Consider the following 23,473-nt stretch of genomic DNA (forward strand, 5'->3'; position numbering starts at 1 on the left):
TGCGACGCTTGAGTTAGCTCACCCCGCGCGATGCTTCGCGGGGCGGACGCCAGATGAGCCTGACGTTCTTTCCGAACTTATCACTAATTATTAATTGAAATTATGCGCTCAGTTTTACTGGTCGAAGACGACTTTTTTGACACGATGACGGCCCAGAAGTCATTTGAAAAGTTCAGCGTGCCCCACCAGCTCTACACCGCTTTCAATGGCGAAGAGGCGCTGGACCTGCTTTTGGGCCGCAACAGTCAGGAGGCCATCCGGCCGCTGCCGGAGGTGATTCTGCTGGACTTGAACATGCCCCGCATGAATGGGCACGAGTTTCTGGCCGAGCTGCGCGCCAACGACGAGCTGCGCGAGATTCCGGTGTTCATCACCACCACCTCGGCGATGGACGTGGACCGGCTGCAGGCCGAGGGCCTGGGCGTGGACGGCTACATCCTCAAGCCTCTCGACTTCGAGACCAGCCCCAACCTCGTCGACAGCCTCAACCTGCTCGAAAAGCTGCTTAAATAAGCGAAGCGAAGGGAGGCGGGCGCGGCAATGCCGCCGCCGGATGCTATCTTGAGCGGGCTTATGAAAGCGTCTTATCTCGTGCTCATAGGGCTGGGGCTGGGGATAGGGAGCCAGCGCACCCTGGCCCAGACCAGTGATGCCCCGCGGCAGCTCGGCAACCCGCCGCGCGTGCCGCCGCCCACTCGCCCGCTGTCGCCGCCCCCGCGTCAGCTTAGCCCGGCGCCGGCCATCCCGCCGGCCGGGGCGGCGCCTGCCCTACCCCCCACCGCGCCGCCAACCCCCGGCTATAGCAGTAGCGAAAGCCGCCGGCCGGCCCCGCGCTACCAGGTGGGCCTCAAAAATGGCCAGCTTTTCAGCGCCGCCGAGGTGAGCCAGCAAAGCCCGCTCTTCGGGCCGACTTTTTTGCTGCTCGATGGGCAGCAGCGCCTGAGCCTGGAGGCTGTGCGCTTCTACGAGGATGAAACCGGCCACTACGTGCGCGCCAGGCCCGTGGGTACTCTTCGCGAGACGACTTACCGCCGCGTGCTGTCCGGCCGGCTGAGCCTGTATCAGCCCCGGAATGCTATTTTCGGGCAGCTGGCCGGAGGCGCGGCCATGCTGGCTTTCGGAGGCCCCGGCCCGGCCGCCCTGACGGATTATCGCCGCGTGGCACCGCTTTACTTCGGCAAGGATGATGGCCCCGTCCAACACCTCAATCACCACAACCTGACGCCGGCCATCCAGGATAATGTCCGTGCCCAGACGCTGGAAACCCGGGCCCACCGCTACGAGCTGGGCAACGCGGCGGCCACGGTGGTGGGCAGTGGCCTGCTGCTGGCCGGCCTGGTGCGGGCCCTCCAGCAGTTGGGCGGCGCCAACCTCAACGGCCGCCTGACCGGCGGCCTGCTGCTGGGCAGTTTGCCGGTGCTGGCCGTACCACTGGTGCTGAAAAACCAGCCCGCCAAAAACCGGCGCCAGGTCATTGCCCTCTATAACGCGGGCTTGTGAGCCGAGGGGGGGGGTAGGGAATGCGGCCGGGGGCCGGATAACTGTCAGTTGCCGCCGAGCGTATTGTAGGTATGAAAGCTACCTCCGCACCGCCGGCTGATTTTGCCCTTTTGCAAGCGAAAGCGCTGTTGGTACACGAGCGTCTGTGCCAGGAATACGGCGCGCCGTTCCGGTTTTTTAGCTCCAAGGATGCGTTGAGTGAGCTAATTAGCGCCCTGCTTTCGCACCGCACCAAAAACGCCGACTCGCACCGCGCCTACCAGCAGCTGATAGCGGCTTTCCCGACCTGGGAGCAGGTGCGCGACGCGCCCCTGGCTGAGGTCGAAGCCGCCCTCAAGCCCTGCACCTGGCCCGAGCAAAAGGCACCCCGCATCCAAGCCGTGCTGCGCGAAATCTCGGCCCGCTGCGGCAGCGAAGCCCCTTGCGCTCTCGACTTTCTGGCCGAGATGCCCGTGGCCGAGGCCCGCGCCTGGCTCGAAACGATTCCGGGGGTAGGGCGCAAAACCAGCGCCGCTACGCTGCTTTTCAGCACCTTACGTATTCCGGCCATGCCCGTTGATAGCCACCATCACCGCGTGGCCCAGCGCCTGGGCCTCATCGGCCCCAAGGTGAGCGAGGCCAACAGCCACGCCATCCTGGAGAGTTTCCTACCCCCCGACTGGGACGCCCAGCAGGTCTACGACCACCACGAGGCGTTCATGTTTCACGGCCAGAAGTGCTGCTACTTCAGCGGCCCCGCCTGCGGGCGTTGCGTCGTGCTGGACCAGTGCCCGTTCGGGCAGGGAAGAATGGGGAAAGGCAGTGAGCAGTGAGCAGTAAGCAAAAAGAGCGTCATGCTGAGCTTGTGAAGCATCTTATCACGCCAGGGCGAGCAGTATATCATTGATTATGCTTACTTTATCCTGGTAAAATGCTTTATTGCGCTCAGCATGACGTTCTTTTTGCTCGCCACAAAATGATTCTGCACTGGCGCGCCGAATCCAACGCCCGGCAAAGCCAGTTCCTGCACGCTTCAGATGGCCGCTCCGGCTCACGGCGGCCATACCAACAACACTGCTGGTCCTGCTGGCCGCTACCTTCGGCGTCCCCAAAAGCCAGGTAGCACTGCTCAGAGGGCACACGACGGCCTTCAGGAAATGGAGAATGAAGATTTGAGCGGGGAGCAAGGACCAGCCGGCTGGAGCCAGCGGCTGGGCTGATTTTTGCCGGGAGGCAGCGCGCCGGGTTGCGGCGCCTTGCCGCAGTAACTTCCGACCGAATCATTCGCCAATCCATGTCCGCCGACCTTCAGCCGCTGCTCGACGCCCTGCAATTTTCGCCCAACAACCTCGCCTTGCGCCAGCACCTGGTGCGCCAGCTCAACGGCGCCGACCGCCACCAGGACGCCGAAACCCTGTGCCGCGAGGGCCTGCGCCAGTTTCCCACCGACGCCGCCTTGCAGCTGAGCCTGGCCGAAGCCTACTTCGCCCTTAATAAGCACTCGGCGGCCTTTGTGGTCGTGGAAGAGCTGCTGAGCCACGATGCCGGCCACGCCGCCGCGCACCTACTGCACGCCCGCCTGCTGCTGGCCGCCGGCCAGCCCGCCGATGCCCGCGCCGCCTACGAGCAGGCCCTGACCCTCAACCCCGGCCTGGCCGACCGCGACCTGGGCCAGCAGCTGGAGCAGGCCGCGCCGGCCCGCCGCGTCCCTACCCCCGCCGCCGGCGCCTATGGCTCTCCGCCTACCCCCGACTCCGACGACGAGGCCGAGCCCAGCGCGCAGGCCCGGCTGCTGGGCCTGGAAAAGCCGAAAATCAGGTTCGCTGACGTGGGCGGCATGGAAGCCGTGAAAGAGGAAATCCGCCTCAAAATCATTCACCCGCTGCAATTCCCCGACCTCTACAAGGCCTACGGCAAGGCCAGCGGCGGCGGGCTGCTGCTCTATGGCCCGCCGGGCTGCGGCAAAACCCACCTAGCCCGCGCCACGGCCGGCGAGGTGCAGGCCAGCTTCATTAGCGTAGGCATCAGCGACATCCTGGATATGTGGCTGGGCAACAGCGAGAAAAACCTGCACCAGCTCTTCGAGCTGGCCCGCGCCCAGGCCCCGTGCGTCCTGTTTTTCGATGAAGTGGACGCCCTGGCCGCCAACCGCCACGACCTGCGCCAGAGCGCCGGGCGCACGGTCATCAACCAGTTTCTGGATGAGCTGGACGGCGCCACCCGCTCGAACGAGGGCGTGCTCATCATGGCCGCCACCAATACGCCCTGGCAGCTCGACCCCGCCTTCCGCCGCCCCGGCCGCTTCGACCGCATCCTGCTCGTCACGCCGCCCGACGAGCCCGCACGCGCCGCCATCCTCGACATCCTGCTGCGCGGCAAGCCCTTGGCCGCGAGCATCAGCCCCGCCGCCATTGCCGCCCGCACCGCCGGCCTGAGCGGCGCCGACCTGAAAGCCGTGGTGGACATGGCTGTGGAAACCAGCCTGCGCGCCGCTATGCGCGCCGGCCGCCCGCTGCCCATCGAGCAAAGCAGCCTACTCGACGCGGCCAAGCAAGTGAAGCCCAGTACCAAGGAGTGGTTTGCCACGGCCCGCAACTACGCGCTGTACTCGAATGAAGGCGGGCTGTACGATGATATTTTGGTGTATCTGGGGGTGAAGAAGCCGGGCAGCTGATATGACGCCGAGCACTTGGTCGCCCGCGCAGCCGCCGGCCTGGTTTGAGCAGGCCCGCCACCTGGCGGCGGTACGCCGCTACCAGCTAGCCGAGGAGCTGACCCGCCGGGAGTTAGCGCAGAACCCCCGCTCACCGCTGGCTTTTGTCGTGCTGAGTATGCTGCTCTGGCAGCAGGCCCGCTATGACGAAGCCGAAGCGGCGGCCCGCGACGCGCTGGCCGTGCAGCCAACTTACGACGAGGCGTTTTACTTCCTGGCCCTGAGCTGCGCCAGTCAGGGCCGCTCGGCCGAAGCCAGGGCCGCCATTCATACGGCCATCGAGCTGGACCCGGCCTCGGCGAAATATTACGCCCTGCGCAGCCGGTTTGAGTTGGAATGGCACTACGCCGCTCAAAGCCGGGCCACCGCCGAGGAAGGCCTGCGCGTAGAGCCCACCAACCTGGAGTGCCTGCACCGCCGGCTACTGGCCCTGCGGCAGTTGAGCGAAACCAGCCTCGCCGAGGAGACTGCCCGCAACATGCTAGCCCTGGACCCGGAGTGTGCGCCGGCGCATCTGGCGCTGGGTGAGCTACTGCTGAGCCAGGCCGACTATGTAACCGCAGAAGCCTACTTCCGCGCGGCATTGCGTCAGCAACCGGGCCTGGCAGCCGCCCGACAGGGCCTGTCCGAGAGCTGGAAGCAGCGTTACTGGCTTTCCCGTCGCCTGGCGCGGCTCGATGCTTGGGTGGCGCGCGCGGGCCAGTGGCTTACCGCGCGGGGGTTGGGCGGCCACCTGGTTCTGCTGCTGGGTTTCGTGCTGGTGGTGCCGGTTGTCTGCCTGCCGCTGTGCTTGGCCTACGGCTGGTCGTATCTGCGCTGGCGCCTGGCGCCGGCCATACTGCTGGTGCGGGGCCGGCCGCTGGGGCAGCCGTGCTGGCAGTGCTGGTACCGGCTCATTTGCCCGGCGTGGCGCTGGCCGTGGGGGTGCTGGCGGCCTACGGCTTCTGGCGCGAGGTATGGGGCGAGCCGGCGCCCGAACCAGAGCGCGATCACGTAGAGTGGTTCTGGCTGGGAGCCGGCGCGGCCGTTGTCCTGCTCTTTTGGCTCGATGATGCTCCCCCATCGGCCCGCGCCCGATTGGTGCTGTTTCTTTACGGCACGGGCCTTAGCTTCATGACCTTTATCAAACCCGACGCCTCCCGGTAGCGCCTGCTGTTTGCCTCTCTACATGTCATCCGAAAGCACTTCCACCGACTACCTGCCCCGCGTCCAGCTGCTGCTGAGCCAGCACCGCCCCGCGCCTGCCGCTGAGATGCTGCGCCGCCAGCTCGCCCACGACCCGCACGACTTCGTGGCCCACGGCCTGCTGGCCCTGTGTTTAGTGGAGCAAAACCAGCCCGCCGAAGCCCAGCAGGAAGCCGAGTTGGCCATCCACTTGGCGCCGGAGTATGACTTTGGGTTTTACGTGCTGGCCCTGGCCTGGCACCGGCAGCACCGGCTGAAGGAAGCGTTGGCCGCTATCAACGAGGCCTTGGCCCTGGACCCCAACGACGCCGACTACTACCACCTGCTGGGCTCGTTGCGGCTGGAAAGCGGGCAGTGGCAGGCCGCGCTGCAAGCCGCCCAAACCGGCCTGCGCCTCGATGCCGAGCACGCCGACCTGCACGGCCTGCAGGCCCGCGCCCTGGCCCGGCAGGGCCGCCGCGACGAAGCCGGCGTCGCCGCCCGCTCGGCCCTGGTCTACGCCGCCGACAGCAGTGCCACCCAGGCGCAGGCCGGCTGGGTCGCCCTCGAAACCAACCGCTGCCAGGAAGCCCTGGAGCACTTTCGCGAGGCGCTGCGCCTGGACCCCAGCTCGGAGTTTGCCCGCGAAGGCCTCGTCGAAGCCCTCAAGGCCCGCTACTGGGTCTACCGCACCTTCATGCGCTTCGTGTACTGGTCAGGCTCACTCAGTGACGGCGCCCGGCGCGGCCTCTTCATCGGGGCCTACGTGGTGACGCGCTTCGTGCGCCCGCTGCTGCCGGTTTACCTGGTGTTCGTGTTTCTAAGCTGGTTTTCCGATGTCATTTTCGAGAGCCTGCTCCGGGCAACTGCCTACGGCCGGCTGGCCCTGAGTCAGGAGCAGACCCGGCGCTCGAACCAGTTTCTGGGCTTGCTGGTCGGGGCTGCCGGGGCCGGCGTCGCGGCCGGATGGCAGCCGGCACTGCCCGGCCCCGGCCGGCTGGCGATGGTTGCGCTAGGGCTGCTGTTTCCGCTCATCGGCACCTCCCGCCTCCCGGAGGGCACGCCGGCCCGTAACCGCTCGCGCTGGGCCGGGTTGGGGCTGGGAGCTGTGGGCGTGCTGAGCGTGATACTGGCCGTGGCTGGCGTTGAAGGCCACGGAGTGCTGTTTAGCGCGTTCCTGCTGGGCACCCTGGCTTATACCTGGGTTTTCGCGCTGCGCTAAGCGCAGCTTAAAGCGTTAGCCTCAGCAGCTTCAGAGCCCAATTCCCTACCCCCTGCTTTGCGGCTCAAGCACCAAATGCCCCGCTACCTTTGGGCCCGGCCCATCACGTTGTCCAGGTATTTCTGGCCGTTACCGGTGTTGAGCAGCAGCACCCGCTCCTCGGCCCGCAGCCAGCCGCTGCTGAGCAGGCGGCGGGCGGCCATCCAGACGGCCGCGCCCTCGGGGGCTACGAACAGGCCCTCGTGGCGGCCCAACTCGCGCATTCCAGTCAGCATGTCTTCCTCGCTGATGCTGACCACGGTGCCGCCGGATTCGCGCAGCACGCGCAGCATCATCGCCTCGCCCAGCGGGTGCGGCACGGCCAGGCCGTTGGCCAGCGTGGGGCGGCCGTGGTAGTCGTGGCAGTTGGCCTGGCGGCCTTCGTAGGTTTCAAGCAGCGGGCAGCAGTTTTCGGCTTGCACCGCCACCATGCGCGGCAGGGCCACCTCCGGCGCGAGCCAACCCAATTGTTTCATTTCCTGGAACGCTTTCCAGATGCCGATGAGGCCGGTGCCGCCGCCGGCGGGGTAAAGCAGCACGTCGGGCAGGCGCCAGCCCAACTGCTCGGCAATTTCGTAGCCCATCGTTTTCTTGCCTTCGAGGCGGTAGGGCTCCTTTAGGGTCGAAACGTCAAGCAGCTCGCCGCCGGCGTTGCGCTGCCGCACCCGCGCCCCGCAGTCGCTGATAAGGCCGTCGACCAGCTCCACGTCGGCGCCGTACCAATAGCACTCTTCCCGGAACGAGGCCGGCGTGTGGCGCGGCATCACGACCGTGGCCGAGAGGCCAGCGCGAGCGCAGTAGGCGGCCAGGGCTACGCCGGCGTTACCGGCCGTCGGGATGATGCAGCCTTCGACTCCTAGCTCTTTGGCTTTGGAAATGGCCATGCTCAGCCCCCGCGCCTTGAACGAGCCGGTCGGGTTCTGGCCTTCGTCTTTCAAAAACAAAGCGTCGAAGCCGTATTGACCGGCCAGGCGGGGTAGGGAAAGCAGCGGCGTCAGGCCCTCGCCCAGGCTGACGCGGTTTTCGTCGTGGAGCAGGGGTAGGAGCGCGGCGTAGCGCCACATCGAGGGCTCGGCTTGGTTGATAACGTCCTTGCTGAGCGGCTCAGTCAGGTCGTAGTCGGCGACCAGCGGTACGCGGCAGCAGGCCGACGTATGCTGCATTTCAAAGGCCGAATAGACGGTGCCGCACTGCGAGCAGTGCAGGGATGATAGCCGCGAAAGCGGCGGGGAACTGACGAGTTTCATGCCCCAAAGTACGGGAGTGGGCCAGCCAGGAGATGCCGGACAGGCATGGCATTTTGGAACAGGCTATGCCGGTTTGGAATAGTAGCGCCGCGTGAAATTCAGAAAATCCCGGTAGGGCGCATTGTTCTCGGTGCCCTTGCGCTGGATAAAGTTGAACTCCCGCTGCAAGGTCAATCCCTTGACCTTCACCTCAAACAGCTCGCCGGAAGCCAATTCCTTCACCACTGCCTGCCGGGGTAGGAAAGCCAGACAGGTATCCACGCGCACAAAATTCTTGAGGGCCTCAGTGCCGCCCAAGCGCACCCGCACGGGCAGGGCCTCCAGCTTAATGGCGTGCCGGGCCAGGGCAGCTTCCAGCACCGCGAGCGTGCCGGAGCCGGCCTCGCGCAGGGCCAAGGGCGTGCTCAGCAGGTCGCGCACTTCCAGCTCGCGCCCGGCCAGCGGGTTGCCGGCGGCGCACACAGCTACCACGTCGTCGGTGAGCAGGGGCGTGTAGGTGACGTGGCTGACTTTGTGGATGCCCTCGATGATGCCCAGCTCAATCTCGTGGTCGAGCAGGGCGCGCAGAATATTGTCGGAGTTGCGGTTTTTGAGGCTGAGCTGCCGGTTGGGGTGCTGGCGCAGATAGGCGGACACTACTGGGGGTAGGACGTAGAGCGAAATCGTGGTGCTGGCCCCGATAACCAGGTGCAGCGGCGGCGCGAACTCCGGGCTCAGCTCGCTCATCTCCTGGTGCAGCTCCTGCTGCAACTGCTTGGCTTGCAGTAGCTTTTGGTACAGCTTGCGGCCCGCCGCGGTGAGCTGCACGCTGCCGCCAAGCCGCTCGAACAGGCCGGTTTGGTAGTGCTCTTCCAGCGCCTTTACTTGCTTGCTCACCGCCGACTGACTCAGAAACAGCGCCTGCCCGGCCTTGGTGAAGCTCAGCAGCCGGGCCACTTCCAGGAAGACTTCGTGCGATTGGGAGAGCATAAATCAAAGGTAGGCGAGGCATTACGTGACCTGCTCCGCGTCCTTTCGTGCCGAGTTTCGCAGCGCGAAAGCGCCGGGTTTCGCGGGATCATTCAACAACGCGCTGGCGCAGTCAGAATAGCACTGCGCAGCCTGGCGCGAAATGACGCGGAGCAGCCTCACCGCCCAAAATCCCAGCCCTACGTAAGCAAGACCGTTTTTTGGCCTTACCTGCTTATGCCCACTGCTGCCCTGGCGCCGCCCGCGCCCGCCTCGCCGCTGGCGCCACTCCAGATTCCGATGTTTCGGATGCTGTGGCTGGCCTCCTTCGTGTCCAACCTGGGCACCTGGATGCAGAACGTGGGCGCCGTGGGCCTGATGACCGAGCTGACGCCCTCGCCGGTGCTGGTGGCGCTGCTGCAAACCGCCTCGGCCCTGCCCGTCTTCCTGCTGAGCTTGCCCGCCGGCGCCCTGGCCGACCTCGTGGACCGGCGCCGAATGCTGCTGCTCACCCAGCTCTGGATGGCGACGGTGGCGCTGGTGCTGGCCGCCGTCACGCTGCTGGGCTTCACCACGCCCAGCTTGCTTCTCTTGCTCACGTTTCTGCTCGGCCTGGGCGGGGCGCTCAACAATCCGGTCTGGCAAACCGTGACGCCGGAGCTGGTGCCGCGCGACCAATTGCCGTCGGCCCTGGCCCTGAACAGCGTGAGCTTCAACCTGGCCCGCTCGTTCGGGCCGGCGCTGGGCGGGCTTCTGATTGGCTATTTCTCGGCCGGCGCGGCGTTTTTGCTTAATGGACTCTCGTTTTTGGCTACTATTTATATGGTCTGGCGGTGGCAGCGGGCGCCGCAGCCGACGGCTAGCCTGGCCGGCGAGCGGGTGCTGGCCGCCATCCGGGGTGGGGTGCGCTACGCCCGGTTTGCGCCGCCGGTGCAGCACATTCTGGTGCGGGGGGTAGGCTTCACGTTCGGGGCGTCGGCGCTGCTGGCCCTCATGCCGGCCGTGGTGGCGCGCCGGCTGCTGCTGCCCACTTCCTTCTATTCGGTGCTGCTCTCGTGCATGGGGGCGGGCGCCGTGCTGGGCGCCGTGCTGCTGCCCCGCCTCAACCGCCGCCTGGGCATCAATGCCCGCGTCACGCTGGCCACGGGCATCTTTGCCGCCGGGCTGCTGGGCCTGGCCTACGTGGACAGCCAAGTGGTGCTGGCGGTGCTGCTGGTGCTGGTGGGCCTGGCCTGGATGCTGGCTCTCAACTCGTTCAGCGTGGGCGTGCAGACGGTGGTGCCGCGCTGGGTGCAGGCCCGCACCATCAGCCTGTATCTGCTCACTATTCAGGGCGGCATGGCGCTGGGCAGCTTGGTCTGGGGCACGGCGGCCAGCCGCTGGGGCCTACCCCCCGCCCTGAGCGGCGCGGCCGTTTGGCTGGCTCTGAGCACCTTGCTGGTTCGTCGCTTCTCGCTTCTTGAGAATGCGGAGAGCTTGGATTTCACGCCCGTCCGGTTGCGCCCCGAGCCGGTGCTGGCTCAGGCCGAGCCGGCGCCCGACGCCGGCCCCATTATCGTGACGACCACTTACCACGTGACGCCTGCCGACCGGCCCGCCTTTGCCGGAATCATGGACCAGCTCAGCCGCATCCGGCGCCGCGAGGGCGCCATCCGCGTGGGCCTCTACGCCGATTTGGCCGACCCCACGCGGCTAGTGGAGTATTTCATGGTGGAATCGTGGGAGGAATATGAGCAGCTCCACGACCGCGGCGTGAGCCGCGAAGAAGCTGCCGTAAAAACCCAGGCCCGCCAGCTCCATCAGGGCCCGGACCTGCCTGTGGTAGCCCGCCTGCTGGCCGAGCATCCGGCGGCGGGGACAGCCACTCCGCCCGGCATGGTGCCCGGCAGCACCCGCCTCGTGGCCAGCACCGCCGGCGAAACCACGGGCTAAGGCGGCGCTATTCCCTACCCCCACTACAAAGCCAGCAGCGCCCCGAACACGCCATTCACGACCTGGGCCATACGCGCGAAATCCAGCGTACCGATGGTATCAGTGGGCTGGTGGTAGTTGGGGTTGCGCAGAAAGGAGGTGTCATTAATCATGACGGCCTCGTAGCCCTGCGCCCAGTAGTTGCGGTGGTCAGAGAGGCCGGCCAGGCCCATATTTTCGGGCAAATTGATGCGCTGCACATCAAGGGTGCCGGCGTGGGCTTGCATCAGCGTTTGGACCTGCTGGGTGATTTTCTCCTGCCCCATCTTGCCCACAACGATGATAAAGTTGCCGGTGCTGGGGTAGAGCTTGGCCAGCGCGTCGTCGGGGAAGTGCTGGGAGCCGGGCCGGTCGTTGAAGTAGCCAATCATCTCGTAGCAGAGCATGGCGCGCACCGGCACCTTGGCGGCCCTCAGCGACTTGGCGTGCACGGCGCTGCCCATGTGCTCAGTGGCGAAGTAGGGCGGTTCCTCGTTGGGGTAGGCCACGAAATCGATGCGGTGCTTCAGCGCCGGGTTGGTCGGGGAGGCTAGGTGTAGCAGGCGGGCGGTTTCGAGCAGGCCGGCCACGGCGCTAGCGTTGTCGTCGGCGCCGGGCTGCTCGCCGCACACGTCGTAGTGCGCACCGACGATAATACGCTCGGCCTCGGGCGGGCCGAACGAGGCGATAATGTTGCGGTAGCGCCGGCCGTCGGCCTCGAACGCCTGCTCCGTGACGGGGACGCGCAGCTTCTCGAAGGCGCCTTTGATGTAGTCGGCGGCGCGGTTCAGGGATTCCAGGTTGCGGTAGGTGCGGGCCGGGTGCAGGTTGGTGAGGAAGGCAACGTCGGCGTAGAGGCGGCTTTGGTCGGCGGGCATGGGGCAGGGAATTGGGTGAGCCGGCGAGCTATACTGTTAATAAAGTCGGCGGTCTTTAGCTGAGTACGGACGGCTTGCGCCGCCAGGCGGTCCGGTCCGACGGCGCAAGCCGTCCGACCGGTTGTCGTCACGATAGTAGAATAGTAGAACAACGGCTGCCTGATGGCGCAAACGACAACCGGTCGGACGGCTCGCGCCGTCGGACCGGACCGCCTGGCGGCGCTAAATACCCCTGTTTTTAATCTAGAAAAACCAAGATTCTCGCTACCTTCCGGCGCCCTTACGCTCCTGCTTATATGCGCCATTTTTTCCGGCCCAGCTTGCTGCTCGCCGCGCTGCTACTCACCTTTTCCTGCTCGAAGAAAACGCCGGAGCAACAGGCTACGAAAACCGCCGCCGCAACCGATGGTGACGAAATAGACCCTTACCAAAACGTGGTCTTCACCTTCGATGAGGGGGTAGTAAACGAAGACCAGCTAGGCCGCTGGGACACCACGCAACTCGTGCGCTTCACGCCGGCGGTGCGGGGCAAATTCAAGTGGACCGGCGACCGGGAGCTGACGTTTTCGCCGCTCGCGCCCTTCCGGCCCAGCACCGTGTTTGCTGCCGCGCTGCGGCCCGAAGCGCTGCCGAGTGGCAAAAAGCTGACGCTCAATCGGACGAAGTTTCACACGCCGTTTCTGCGCATGGAGGCGCCGCAGGTGTTCTACGGCCGCTCGCAGCGGGCGGCGGGCACGGCCGAGCTGCAAGCCAACCTCGTATTCAACTACCCGGTGCGGCCCGCCGATTTGCGCCCGCGTCTGGAAATCAGCCAGGACGGGCGGCCGGTAGCGTTTGAGCTGAGCGCGGCCGAGCCGGACAAGCTGCTGGCCGTCACGTTTGCGCAGGATGTGCGGCCGGGTGCGCCGCTGCAAGTGGAAGTCGCGCCCGGCCTAAGCGCCGTGGCGGGCGGACGGCCCACTTCCCTACCCCTCTCCCAGCTGGCCGAGGTGCCCAACCCGCAGACGCTGGAAGTGCGCGAGCTAACCGCCTCGCTGCTCAACGGCGAGGCCGTGGTGACGGTAAGTACCAACCAGCCCGTGGCGGCTGATGAGGTGCAGCGCCAGGTGAAAATCACGCCCACGGTGGCGTTTGCGGCCGAGGCGCAAGAAAGTGGCTTCACCCTGAAAGGTGGCTTTGAGGTGGGCAAAACCTACCAGGTGAGCTTGCCGGCCGGGCTGCGCGGCGCGCTCGGCGGCACTTTGGAATCGGCGTTTAGCCAGGGCGTTTCGGTGGGCGACACGCGGCCGAGCCTGGAGTTTGCCAGCGGCGACCAGGCCCTGTATCTGGACGCACTAGGCAGCCGCAACCTGGGCCTGCGCATCAACCAGATTCAGAAAGTGAAGGTGACGGTGGCGAAGATTTACGCCAACAACTTGCAGCAGCTGCTAAAGGGTGAGCCGGAATATGGCTACGAATCGGGCGACGATGACGATGAGCCCAGTCAAGGCGAGGACGGCGAATACATCGACCGCAGCTACCGCTACTACGACGTGGAAAGCCTGGGCAACGTGCTGAGTGAGCGCACGATGTCAGTGGACGCGCTGCCCAAATCCGGCGGGCTGCGGCTGCTGAATCTGAGTTTGAAAGACCTGGAGTTCAGCGGGGCGCGCAAGGGCTTGTTCGTGATTCGGGTGCAGGACACCGAGCGGCTCTGGCTGCGGCAGGACAAGCTGGTAGCCGTGACTGATATCGGCCTGATTGTGAAGCAGTCGGCGCGGGGCACGACCACGGTTTTCGCCAACTCCATCCAGACCGCCCAGCCGCTGAGCGGGGTAGCGGTGCAGTTCGTGAGCACGAATAATCAGGTGATGGGCAGCGTGACCACGAACGCCAGCGGCGTGGCGCAGTTCGACTCGACGGCCGAAACCAGCCGCTTCCGGCTGGGCATGATAACCGGCGTGCGGGAAGCGGATTTCACGTTTCTGAATTTGCAGGGCAGCCGGGTCGAGACCTCACGCTTCGAGGTCGGTGGGCTGACCAACAACGCGGCGCACTACCAGGCGTTCAGCTACGGCGACCGGGATTTGTACCGCCCCGGCGACACGATTCAAACCAACACCATCATCCGCAACGCCGATGACTGGCAAACCCCGCCCGCCGGCCTACCCCTCAAAATCCGGCTGCTGCTGCCCACGGGCCAGGAATACAGCAGCTTGCGCCAGAGTCTGAGCAAAGCCGGCTCGTTCGCGACGCGTTTTATCCTGCCGCAAACTGTGATGACCGGCGCCTACACGCTGGAAGTGCTCACCGGCAACGACGTGCTGCTGACCTCGCGCCAAATCAGCGTTGAGGAGTTCATCCCCGACCGGCTGAAAGTAACCGTGACGGCCGCGCCCACGACCGTGAAGCCCGGCCAGCCGCTCACGGCGCAGATTTCGGCCGTGAATCTGTTTGGGCCGCCGGCGGCCGACCGCAAGTTTGAGGTCGAGTTTTCGCTCAAACCCAAGGCGTTTTCGGCGAAGAAATACCCGGATTACAACTTCACTATTGAGAGCGGCGAAGGGCCGCGCCGCAACGAGGACACCGGCGAAGAAACGCCCGCCAGCAGCCCGGCGCAGCGGTTCGAGAAAACCGTGCGCGAGGGCGTGACCGACGCGGCCGGGCGCGGCACGGCCACGTTCGCGGTGCCCGAACTGCGCGACCTCGGCACGCTGGAAGGCGCGGCCTTCGTGACCGTATTCGACGAAACCGGCCGGCCCGTGAACCGGCTGGCGACCTTCGAGGTGCAAACCCAGGCGGCGATGTTCGGTATTCAGAAGCTGCCCGATTTGGTGAGCACCCGCCAGCCGCTGACCGTGCGGCTGCTGGCCCTGACGCCGAAAGGCGCGCCGACCACGGCGCCAGCCCAGGTGCGCGTGGTGCGCCGGCTCTGGGAAACCGTGTTGGAGCGCCAGGGCGGGCGCTACGTGTATAACTCGCAGCGGCGCGAACAAACGATATTGACTCAGCGCATGGGGGTAGGGAATGCGAGCGAGTTTCGGTTTACGCCGCTGGCCTCGGGCGAGTACGAGGTGCGGGTGAGCCGGCCGGGCGCGGCGGCCTACGTGGCGGAGTCGTTCTACGCCTACGGCTACGGCGACACGCAGGCCAACGCCTTCGAGGTCAGCACCGAAGGCGAGGTGAGCATTGAGGCCGACAAGGCCAAATACCAGCCGGGCGAGACGGCCAACCTGCTGCTGAGAACGCCGTTTGCGGGCCGCGTGCTCGTGACCGTGGAGCGGGACCGGGTGCTGGAACACTTCTACGTGAACACCGACGAGAAATCGGCGCAGGTTAAGGTCGATATCAAGGCCGGGCACGTGCCGAACGTGTACGTGACGGCCACGGCCATCCGGGCGCGGGGACCGGGCGCGGCGGCCGTACCGCTGAACGTGGCCCGCGGCTTCGTGCCGCTGAGCGTGGAAAAGCCCGATTCGCGCCTGCCCGTGACCATCGCGGCGCCCACGCAAAGCCGCTCCCAGACCTTCCAGACCGTGGAAGTGACGACCAAGCCCGGCGCGCAAGTCACGCTGGCAGTGGTGGACGAGGGCATTTTGCAGCGCAAGGATTTCCGCACGCCCGACCCGCACGGCTACTTCTACCAGAAGCGCGCCCTGGAAGTCAACGCCTACGACGTGTACCCCTTCCTGCTGCCTGAACTCGGCACGAGCAGCAGCGGCGGCGACGCGGCCGACCTGCGCCGCCGCACCACGCCCGTGCCCAGCCGCCGCGTGCGCCTGGTGGCCAATTGGAGCGGCGTGCTCACGGCCGATGGCGCCGGCAAAGTGCGCTACCGCCTGCGCGTGCCGCAGTTCAGCGGGGCGCTACGAGTGATGGCCGTGGCCTACCAGGGCGACGCGTTCGGCAACGCCGAGCAGCAAATGAAGGTGGCTGACCCGGTGGTGATTTCTACGGCCCTACCCCGATTCTTGAGCCCAGGCGACACGATAGACGTGCCGGTGACGCTGACGAACACGACAAAAACCAAGCTAGCAATTGCTATTACTGATGAGTTGACTGGCCCACTTCAAGCCGTTGACGAGAGCTATGAGGGTGGCGTTGATGGCATCCCAATGCGAAAGATTATAGGACCAATGAGTAAGGCCATTCCAGTTCTACCTAATGCTGAAGAAAGAGTTGTATTTCGTGTGGTCGCAAAACAAAGTATTGGGACAGCCAAGGTGCGTATTGTTGCCGAAGCCTATACAATTACAACTGGAGCAAGAACTAAGGAAACCTTCACTGAAACCATTGAACTCCCCATCCGCCCCGCGGCGCCGTTGGAAAAGCGCACCGGCAGCGGCGAGATAGCCGCCGGGCAGCCCGCCACGCTCAACCTGAAAAACGACTTCCTGCCCTTCGGTCAGCGCAGCCGGCTAGTGTTGAGCCGCTCGCCGCTCACGGCGTTTGCCCAGGATTTGAGCTACCTGCTGCAATACCCCTACGGCTGCCTGGAGCAAACCGTGTCGGCCGCGTTTCCGCAGCTCTACTACGCTGATTTGGCCGCCACGCTCCAGCAGAAAAACGGTGCCGGCCCCAAGGCGCAGCGCTACAACCCCAACTACAACGTGCAGCAGGCCATCCGCAAAATCGAGGCCCAGCAGCTCTACAACGGCTCGTTGAGCTACTGGCCCGGCGGCGACTACGACAACTGGTGGGCCACGGCCTACGCCGCTCACTTCCTGCAAGAAGCTCAGCGCGCCGGCTTCGCGGTCAATAAAACCGTGCTCGACAAGGTGCTGAAATACCTGCAATTCCGCCTCAAAAAGCGCGAAACCGAGCCCTATCAGTACGTCGACGCCAACAACCTGGCGCGGGAGCGCACCATCGCCAAAAAGGAAATCGCCTACTCGCTCTACGTGCTAGCCCTGGCCGGCCGCCAAGACCCCGTGGCCGTGAACTACTACCGCGCCAACCGGCCGCTGCTGGCCCAGGATTCGCGCTTCCTGCTGGCCTGCACCCAGGCCCTGACCGGCAACCAGCGCGAATTCCGCCAGCTCCTACCCCCCCGTTTCGGCGGGGAGACGGCCGCCGGCCGCGCCCTCGATGGCTCATTTTACTCGCCCATGCGCGACCAAGCGCTCGTGCTCAACGCGCTGCTCGAAACCGACCCGACCAACCCGCAAATCAGCCCGCTGGCCACCCAGCTCAGCCGGCAGCTGCGCGGCGGCGGCTACTGGAACACCCAGGAACGGGCCTTTGCGCTGCTGGCGCTGGGCAAAATCGCGCGCAAAAACGCCGGCAGCACCGCCACGGCCCGCCTGCTGGTCAATGGTAAGGCGGCGGGCCAGTTTACGGGCAAAGACCTGACGGTGAACAACGTGGCCAACCGCGCCCTGAGCTTGCGCACGGCCGGCACCGGCCGGCTCTACTACTATTGGGAAGCCGAGGGCATCAGCGCCGCCGGGCAGGTGCGCGAGGAGGACGCCTACCTGCGCGTGCGCCGCCAGTTCCTGACCCGCGACGGCCAACCCATCGGCGCGCCCAGCTTCCAGCAGAACGATTTGGTCGTCGTTAAAATCACCCTCGCAGCCGCCGACGCGGCCGGCACCGTGAAGAACGTGGCCATCACCGATTTGCTGCCCGCCGGCCTCGAAATTGAAAACCCGCGCCTCGGCGCCGTGCGCGAGCTGAGCTGGGCTAAAGACGCCGCCCAGCCCGACTACCTCGACGTGCGCGACGACCGCATCAACTTCTTCACCACGGCCACGGGCACGCCCAAGGTGTTCTATTACCTGGCCCGCGCCGTGAGCAAAGGCACGTTCAAGCTCGGTCCGATGAGCGCCGACGCGATGTACAACGCGGCGTACCATTCCTACAATGGGGCCGGCACGGTGCGTGTGCGGTAGAGACACAATATTTTGTGTCTCATCGTTGAACGACTCGCCTTCAACGATTTGTATCGCGCCTTCTTTATTGTTCAAACTTAATGTTCAACGACGAGACACAAAATGTTGTGTCTCTACCCCCTATGGAAGACACCAACGGTTTATTTCGGGAGCAATACCGCATTAATTCAGCGCGCCGGGCGGGGTATGATTATAGCCAGGGTGGCAGCTATTTCATTACTATCTGTACCAAAAACCGGCAGCCTTATTTTGGCGAAATTCAACCAGCTACCACCAGGGCCGACGCCTGGCTGGCCGGCACGCAGCTGGCGGCGCGGGCCTGGGAATGCTGGCAGCAGATACCTCAGCATTTCCCGTTTGTTGAAGCCGATGCGTTTGTGGTGATGCCAGACCATATGCACGGCATTCTAATTATAAATCGACCCGCCGACTACGCCGAACAGGCTGCTCCGCATTTCGGCCCGCAGTCGAATAATCTGGCTTCCATAGTGCGGGGCTTTAAAGTCGGCGTGAAAGGTTGGGCCACTCAAAACAAGTTGCCGTTTGAGTGGCAGGCTGGCTATTACGACCGGGTTATTCGCAATGAAATCGAACTCGAAAAGAGTCGAGCCTATATTCAATCCAATCCCAACCGCTGGGAATCAGACAAGCAAAATGAGTTGAGTATTTTCCGGTAAAATAGCTAAAATGTGTTTGTCAATCTGACGCGAGACGGGTAGAGACACAATATCTTGTGTCTCGTCGTTGAACGATGACATTGGAATGGCGCAGTGCAGACTGTTCAACGACGAGACACAAAATATTGTGTCTCTACGCCGCCTGACGCCATTTAATACTCAGTATGCACCTGCTCTACCTGGTCTTCGGCCCCAACTCCAAGAATCACGCGCAAGCCGCGTTTTCGATGCTCACGTTTTTGCGGCAAAGCGCGGCGCTGACCGGCATCACCATCCTGACGGATGCGCCTGATTTTTACCGGCATTTAAGCGGCCATATCACCGTCGTACCCGTCTCGGAAGCGACGCTTGAGGAGTGGAAAGGCGAGTTTAATTTCTTCTGGCGCATCAAGATAAAGGCCCTTGAATACCTGGCGCGGCAGCAGCCGAACACGGCGCTCATGTACCTGGATTCGGACACGTTTCTGCACGGCTCGCTGGCAGAGTTGAGCGCCGCGCTCGGCCGGGGCGAGGCGCTGATGCACGAGCCGGAAGGCGCATTAGCGGCCCTGCGCAGCAAAACCGAGCGGCTGATGTGGCAGCAAACCAAAGGGCAGACGTTTGGCGGCGTTTCCATAAAGCAAACGCATGAGATGTGGAATGCCGGAGTCGTCGCGGTGCCTGCCCGAAATGCTTTGTCGACCATCGCCCTGGCCCTGCAAATCTGCGATGAGTTGTGCCGGGCGCAGGTCACGCCGCGCCTGATTGAGCAGTTCGCGCTGGCCGTGGCCCTGGCCGAGAAGCAGCCGTTGCACACCGCCCGGCCCTACATCGGCCACTATTGGAGCACCAAGGAGCAGTGGCAGGAGCACATCGGCGGGTTCTTCATCGAGTCGCATTTGCGGGGCCGCGGCGTGGCCGAGGAGCTGGCGGCGCTGGCTGATTTCAATTTTGGCGCGACGCCGGTGAAAAGACTGGAAAAGAACACCTTGCTTCGCGTGCAAAAACTGGTCGGCAAATTGTTCCCGGCGCGGGAAGTTGTTTATGCGGGCACGGAGTAACTTTATTTCCTACCCCCCTTCCGCCGGCCAGCTTCCCAAGCCGGGCTTGGTATTTTTAAGGATGAAACGCCGCGTCTGGCAACGTCTGCTGCTCGGTTTCGGCGCGCTGCTGGCGCTGGCCGGGCTGCTCGACCGCTGGTTTCCGCTGCCGCCTACCCCCCTTTATTCGCCCATCGTGCTCGCGGCCGACGGCAGCATTCTTCACGCTTACTTAAATCCGACGCAGAAGTGGCGGATGAAAACGGAATTAGCGGAAGTTACGCCGGCGCTGCGGGCGGCCATCATCGCCAAGGAAGACCGCTATTTTGAGTATCACTTCGGGGTCAATCCGCTGGCCATCGTGCAGGCCGCCGGGCGCAATCTGTTTGGCAGGGGGGGTAGGACGACCGGCGCCAGCACCATCACGATGCAAGTAGCGCGGCTGCTGCAACCCAAAGAGCGCACGTTAGGAAACAAATGCAAGGAAATGCTGCGCGCCGTGCAGCTGGAGGCGCATTTGAGCAAAGCGGAGATTTTGCAGCTCTACCTGAATCTGGTGCCCTATGGCGGTAACGTGGAGGGCGTGAAGTCGGCGGCGCTGCTGTATTTCCAGCAGCCGCCGGATTACTTATCCCTGGCCCAAACCGTGACCTTGGCCGTGATTCCGAACCGGCCGCGCACGCTGGTTTTGGGGCGAAATAACGCCGAGATTCTGGCGGAGCGCAACCGCTGGCTGCGCTATTTTCAGCAGCAAAAGCTGTTTCCTAATCAGGTCATTGAAGACGCGCTAAACGAGCCGCTCGATGCCGCGCGGCACGCCGCGCCGGCCCTGGCGCCGCACCTGGCGCGCCGGCTGGTGTCGCAGTTTCCGGGTCAGGCCATTATTCATTCGACCTTGCTCAAAAACCAGCAGGCCAAGGCCGAAAGCCTGACCTGGAACTACGTGCGCCGCCTGCACGAGCTGGGCATCACGCAGGCAGCCGTGCTGGTGCTCAACAACCGCACCCGCGCTGTGGAAGCCTACGTCGGTTCGGCCGACTTTGCCGACGCCGCCAGCCTGGGGCAGGTCGATGGCGTGCGGGCCGTGCGCTCGCCCGGCTCCACGCTCAAGCCGCTGCTCTACGGGTTGGCTTTCGACCGCGGCCTGGTGACGCCCAAGCTCAAAATCCCGGACGTGCCCAGCAACTTCCAGGGCTTCCGGCCCGAGAACTTCGACCGCCACTACAGCGGCGAAGTGACCCTGGAGCGGGCCCTGACTTATTCGCTCAACATCCCGGCCGTGCGGGTGCTCGCGGAAGTCGGCGTGCCCGCTTTCACCGCCAAGCTGCGCGCGACGGGCTTCCGCAGCGTGGCGCGCAGCGGGCCGCGGCTGGGGCTGAGCACGGTGCTCGGCGGCTGCGGCGCCACGCTGGAAGAGCTGACGGGGCTGTACGCGGCCCTGGCGGATGGGGGCCGGTGGCGAAACCTTCGGTTTTTGAATGAAGAACTAGGAATGAAGACCGAAAAATCAGCAGTAAAGAACCGAGGCGCGCTGGCCGCACCAGTTGAAAATTCTTCATTCTTCATTCCCAATTCTTCATTAATAAGCCCCGCCGCCGCCTTCCTACTCACCGACATCCTGGCCCAGCCCCAGCGGCCCGACCTCCCGGCCGCCTACCAGGGCAGCCGCCATTTGCCCAAAATCGCCTGGAAAACCGGCACCTCCTACGGCCGCCGCGACGCCTGGAGCTTGGGCTATAACCGCGACTACACCATCGGGGTGTGGGTCGGGAATTTCTCGGGCCAGGGCAGCCCGGCCCTGACCGGCGCCGACGTGGCCTCGCCCCTGCTCTTTGAGCTATTTAACTCGCTGGCTTACAACTCGCCCAATAACTGGTTTGCGCCGCCGGCCACGCTGGATTTCCGGCTCGTGTGCGCCGAAACGGGGCTGGTGCCGGGCGAGTTTTGCCCCAACCAGCTGCTCGACTATTACTTGCCCGGCGTGAGCAGCGCCGCGCACTGCCAGCACCAGCGGCCGGTGCTGGTTTCGGCCGATGGGCTGATGAGCTACTGCCGCGCCTGCGTGCCGGCCGCCGGCTTTCGGCAGGAGCTTTTTGCGAATTTCAGGCCTGAAGTGCTGGCCTTCCGCGAAGCGGAAGGACGGCCGGCCCGCCGCCTACCCCCTCATAATCCTGATTGCCGACTGGTGCGCGCCGATGCAGAGAACGGAGCCGCCGCGCCGCTCAGCATCACCTCGCCGCAGGCCGGCACCGAGTATGTGCTCACCCGCGGCGAAAAGCAACAGCTGCTGCTCAGCTGCGCAACGGATAACAGCGTGCGCCAGGTGTACTGGTACGTGAACGACCGGTTTCTGCGAGCGGCAGCGGCTACGGAGCGGGTGTTTTTCCGGCCCCCGGCCGGGCAGCTGAAAATCAGCTGTGCCGACGACCACGGCCGCAACGTGGATGTGCGGGTGCTGGTGCAGCAGCTATAGCGCGGGCTCTGTAGTGCCCGAATGCGTCGGAAGGTGGCGCAGATTTCCTACCCCCTCGTCGGTGCCAAGCCGCCGGGCTGCGCCAGCGGCTATTCCGCGTCGTAGCTCAGGCCCACAATCTCTACTACTTCTTCCTGCGGACCCAGCTTCAGCAGCACTTGCTGGCCCAGCCGGGCGCCCTGCACGGCCCGCGCAATGGGCGCCACAAAGGCTACTTTGCCCGCCGCCACCGACGCTTCGTCGACGCCCACAATCGTGAATTTGCGCTCAAACCCCACCTTGCCGCCGCGCACGGTGCGCACCGCGACCGTCGCGCCGAAGCGTACCTCGGCCGGGGGCGACTGGGGCGGCTCGACGAGGCGGGCGCTGCCGAGACGCTCTTGGAGCAGGGCCAGCCGGCCATTATAGAGCGAGAGCTGGTGGCTGCGGTCGGTGTCGTTGTCGCGGTTGGCTTCGGCGGCGGCGCGCTCGGCTTCAAGTTGGGTTAGCTCGGCGCGCAGCTGGGCCAGGCCGGCGGGCGTGACGTAGTTGGGCTGGCCGGGGGGTAGGGCCGCCCGCGGCGGAATCAGGGGCGGCGTCTGCGCGTCGTCTTCTTTGGTGAATCCTCGGCTCATAGTGTCGCAGATGGTGCAGATGGGATGGATAGCGCAGATTTCTGGCAGCGCGACATTTAGCAAACCCTTTCGCCGGTCGACTGACTCAGGCTGATTTGTAGGGGCTTTATTCCAGCTCTTTGCGGGGCCGCCGCAGGCCGGCGCTGATTTCCTTGCCCTCAATCTGAGCCTTGTTCTTAATCGGCTCGAACCGCATTTCGCGGGGCTGCTTTTCGCTCAGATATTTCCAGTAGCGCAGCGGCATGTGGCGGCGGTGCAGCTTGAGGTTGCGGCGCTCGGGGATGTTGACGTGGTCGAAATACGACTGCCAGAGCAGCTTGAACAAGGGCTCGCGCTCATCGAGCACGGTGGCCGAGACGGTGGTGCTTTTCAGCCGCGCTGCGCCAACGGCCTCGAACTGCACCACGTCGGTGCGGGTCAGGTCATAGTATAAGCCGTAGCGGCGGCGCTTATCAAAGATGAGCCAGCGCTGGTCGGCGTAGCGCTTGGTGAAGTGCTCGGCGATGAGCGGCAGCACGTCGAAATCAGGGTCGATGGTGGCGTGAAACAGGTCGTCGCTGGTTTTCTCGAAGCGCACGAAGGCTTCCATACGGTGCTTTTCGCGGTACATCTGCTGGGCCAGGCGCTGCACCCGGCGCACGTTGTCGTCGGCGTAGTTCTCGCTGATGTCCTGGGCAGTGCGCAGGGCCAAATCGGCGTAGCGGAAAATCAGCAGCTCGCGGTCCTCGGCTTCGCTCAGAAATACGTGAAACAGGCGCGTGCGGGCGTCTTTATCCAGGTACTTGAGCAGGCCTTCCCACACGCGGCTGGCCGTGGCCTCGTGGGTTTCAATAAACACGGGCGCCGCGAACAGTCCGCCCTGCGCCTGCCCTTCCGGCTGAATGGAATTAGGCGCCGCCTTGCGCTCATAAATGGCAAAGAGCACCGTCAGCAGGCCCTCAAAGGTGCCGTCGTAGGTGTAGTCGAGCGGCGCGGCCGTGAGCGGCGGGGCCTTGGGGCCCGAGGGGGGGGTAGGGAGTTGGGGGGCAGACGCCGGGCGGCGGGAGGGAAGTTTGGCCATGTAGGGGGCGGGGCTTAGCTGCGCTGTCCTTCGGTTGTCCCCGCCCGGCGCGGGAACAAAATCGTTAAATAAGTAACCTAACGCTGATAATCTGACGGCGCAAGTGTCGGGCGGGGACAA

16 protein-coding genes are annotated in these 23,473 nt (G+C 64.7%); 11 read left to right on the forward strand and 5 right to left on the reverse strand.

Annotated features, from left to right (window positions below):
* Positions 1-102 precede the first annotated feature (102 nt).
* The 6 genes from ACFE70_RS04165 (at position 103) to ACFE70_RS04190 (ending at position 6,578) form a co-directional block, all read left to right on the forward strand.
* The gene (locus ACFE70_RS04165) at positions 103-513 is read left to right on the forward strand and encodes a response regulator (protein ID WP_375416460.1); all 411 of its coding nucleotides are present in this window, start codon (positions 103-105) and stop codon (positions 511-513) included.
* Between the two features lie 60 nt (positions 514-573).
* Positions 574-1,500 (forward strand): hypothetical protein, encoded by a 927-nt coding sequence (locus ACFE70_RS04170; RefSeq protein ID WP_375416461.1) that lies wholly within the window; start codon positions 574-576, stop codon positions 1,498-1,500.
* A 71-nt stretch (positions 1,501-1,571) separates the two neighbouring features.
* Entirely contained in the window at positions 1,572-2,312 is a 741-nt protein-coding gene (gene nth, locus ACFE70_RS04175; protein WP_375416462.1) for an endonuclease III domain-containing protein, read from the forward strand.
* Positions 2,313-2,773: 461 nt separating this feature from the next.
* Complete coding sequence (locus ACFE70_RS04180; protein WP_375416463.1) at positions 2,774-4,153, forward strand: AAA family ATPase; 1,380 nt, start codon at positions 2,774-2,776, stop codon at positions 4,151-4,153.
* Position 4,154: 1 nt separating this feature from the next.
* A complete protein-coding gene (locus ACFE70_RS04185; RefSeq protein WP_375416464.1) occupies positions 4,155-5,189 on the forward strand; it encodes a tetratricopeptide repeat protein in 1,035 nt (344 codons plus the stop codon).
* Positions 5,190-5,360: 171 nt separating this feature from the next.
* On the forward strand, positions 5,361-6,578 hold the full coding sequence (locus ACFE70_RS04190) for a tetratricopeptide repeat protein (protein WP_375416465.1): 1,218 nt from the start codon (positions 5,361-5,363) through the stop codon (positions 6,576-6,578).
* An 83-nt stretch (positions 6,579-6,661) separates the two neighbouring features.
* Here ACFE70_RS04190 and ACFE70_RS04195 read toward each other — a convergent pair whose 3' ends face one another.
* Complete coding sequence (locus ACFE70_RS04195; protein ID WP_375416466.1) at positions 6,662-7,864, reverse strand: threonine synthase; 1,203 nt, start codon at positions 7,862-7,864, stop codon at positions 6,662-6,664.
* A gap of 63 nt (positions 7,865-7,927) precedes the next feature.
* Positions 7,928-8,833, reverse strand: coding sequence for a LysR family transcriptional regulator (locus ACFE70_RS04200; RefSeq protein ID WP_375416467.1), 906 nt, complete (start codon positions 8,831-8,833; stop codon positions 7,928-7,930).
* Between the two features lie 216 nt (positions 8,834-9,049).
* Between ACFE70_RS04200 and ACFE70_RS04205 the strand changes: the two genes are divergently transcribed.
* Entirely contained in the window at positions 9,050-10,744 is a 1,695-nt protein-coding gene (locus ACFE70_RS04205) for an MFS transporter (protein ID WP_375416468.1), read from the forward strand.
* 23 nt (positions 10,745-10,767) lie between these two features.
* On the opposite strand, the gene ACFE70_RS04210 is transcribed toward ACFE70_RS04205, so the two are convergent.
* The gene (locus ACFE70_RS04210; protein ID WP_375416469.1) at positions 10,768-11,640 is read right to left on the reverse strand and encodes a M28 family peptidase; all 873 of its coding nucleotides are present in this window, start codon (positions 11,638-11,640) and stop codon (positions 10,768-10,770) included.
* 296 nt (positions 11,641-11,936) lie between these two features.
* On the opposite strand from ACFE70_RS04210, the gene ACFE70_RS04215 reads away from it, so the two are divergent.
* From ACFE70_RS04215 to pbpC, 4 genes are all read left to right on the forward strand, one after another.
* Complete coding sequence (locus tag ACFE70_RS04215; protein ID WP_375416470.1) at positions 11,937-17,510, forward strand: alpha-2-macroglobulin; 5,574 nt, start codon at positions 11,937-11,939, stop codon at positions 17,508-17,510.
* A gap of 80 nt (positions 17,511-17,590) precedes the next feature.
* Positions 17,591-18,187 carry a transposase gene (locus ACFE70_RS04220; RefSeq protein ID WP_375416471.1) on the forward strand — a complete coding sequence of 199 codons (597 nt, stop codon included), beginning with the start codon at positions 17,591-17,593 and terminating at the stop codon, positions 18,185-18,187.
* Positions 18,188-18,351: 164 nt separating this feature from the next.
* The gene (locus ACFE70_RS04225; RefSeq protein WP_375416472.1) at positions 18,352-19,227 is read left to right on the forward strand and encodes a hypothetical protein; all 876 of its coding nucleotides are present in this window, start codon (positions 18,352-18,354) and stop codon (positions 19,225-19,227) included.
* Between the two features lie 61 nt (positions 19,228-19,288).
* Positions 19,289-21,679, forward strand: coding sequence for a penicillin-binding protein 1C (gene pbpC, locus ACFE70_RS04230; RefSeq protein ID WP_375416473.1), 2,391 nt, complete (start codon positions 19,289-19,291; stop codon positions 21,677-21,679).
* A gap of 89 nt (positions 21,680-21,768) precedes the next feature.
* Here pbpC and ACFE70_RS04235 read toward each other — a convergent pair whose 3' ends face one another.
* Both ACFE70_RS04235 and ACFE70_RS04240 read right to left on the reverse strand, forming a co-directional pair.
* Positions 21,769-22,293, reverse strand: coding sequence for a GreA/GreB family elongation factor (locus ACFE70_RS04235; RefSeq protein WP_375416474.1), 525 nt, complete (start codon positions 22,291-22,293; stop codon positions 21,769-21,771).
* A gap of 106 nt (positions 22,294-22,399) precedes the next feature.
* Positions 22,400-23,353 (reverse strand): TIGR03915 family putative DNA repair protein, encoded by a 954-nt coding sequence (locus tag ACFE70_RS04240; RefSeq protein WP_375416475.1) that lies wholly within the window; start codon positions 23,351-23,353, stop codon positions 22,400-22,402.
* Positions 23,354-23,473 lie beyond the last annotated feature (120 nt).

The organism is uncultured Hymenobacter sp., assembly GCF_964243305.1.
Lineage (GTDB): Bacteria > Bacteroidota > Bacteroidia > Cytophagales > Hymenobacteraceae > Hymenobacter.

Bases quoted from the DNA above. Each gene is read 5' to 3' on its own strand.
- ACFE70_RS04165 (WP_375416460.1), top strand. From the start codon at position 103: ATGCGCTCAGTTTTACTGGTCGAAGACGACTTTTTTGACACGATGACG.
- ACFE70_RS04170 (WP_375416461.1), top strand. From the start codon at position 574: ATGAAAGCGTCTTATCTCGTGCTCATAGGGCTGGGGCTGGGGATAGGG.
- nth (WP_375416462.1), top strand. From the start codon at position 1,572: ATGAAAGCTACCTCCGCACCGCCGGCTGATTTTGCCCTTTTGCAAGCG.
- ACFE70_RS04180 (WP_375416463.1), top strand. From the start codon at position 2,774: ATGTCCGCCGACCTTCAGCCGCTGCTCGACGCCCTGCAATTTTCGCCC.
- ACFE70_RS04185 (WP_375416464.1), top strand. From the start codon at position 4,155: ATGACGCCGAGCACTTGGTCGCCCGCGCAGCCGCCGGCCTGGTTTGAG.
- ACFE70_RS04190 (WP_375416465.1), top strand. From the start codon at position 5,361: ATGTCATCCGAAAGCACTTCCACCGACTACCTGCCCCGCGTCCAGCTG.
- ACFE70_RS04195 (WP_375416466.1), bottom strand. From the start codon at position 7,864: ATGAAACTCGTCAGTTCCCCGCCGCTTTCGCGGCTATCATCCCTGCAC.
- ACFE70_RS04200 (WP_375416467.1), bottom strand. From the start codon at position 8,833: ATGCTCTCCCAATCGCACGAAGTCTTCCTGGAAGTGGCCCGGCTGCTG.
- ACFE70_RS04205 (WP_375416468.1), top strand. From the start codon at position 9,050: ATGCCCACTGCTGCCCTGGCGCCGCCCGCGCCCGCCTCGCCGCTGGCG.
- ACFE70_RS04210 (WP_375416469.1), bottom strand. From the start codon at position 11,640: ATGCCCGCCGACCAAAGCCGCCTCTACGCCGACGTTGCCTTCCTCACC.
- ACFE70_RS04215 (WP_375416470.1), top strand. From the start codon at position 11,937: ATGCGCCATTTTTTCCGGCCCAGCTTGCTGCTCGCCGCGCTGCTACTC.
- ACFE70_RS04220 (WP_375416471.1), top strand. From the start codon at position 17,591: ATGTTCAACGACGAGACACAAAATGTTGTGTCTCTACCCCCTATGGAA.
- ACFE70_RS04225 (WP_375416472.1), top strand. From the start codon at position 18,352: ATGCACCTGCTCTACCTGGTCTTCGGCCCCAACTCCAAGAATCACGCG.
- pbpC (WP_375416473.1), top strand. From the start codon at position 19,289: ATGAAACGCCGCGTCTGGCAACGTCTGCTGCTCGGTTTCGGCGCGCTG.
- ACFE70_RS04235 (WP_375416474.1), bottom strand. From the start codon at position 22,293: ATGAGCCGAGGATTCACCAAAGAAGACGACGCGCAGACGCCGCCCCTG.
- ACFE70_RS04240 (WP_375416475.1), bottom strand. From the start codon at position 23,353: ATGGCCAAACTTCCCTCCCGCCGCCCGGCGTCTGCCCCCCAACTCCCT.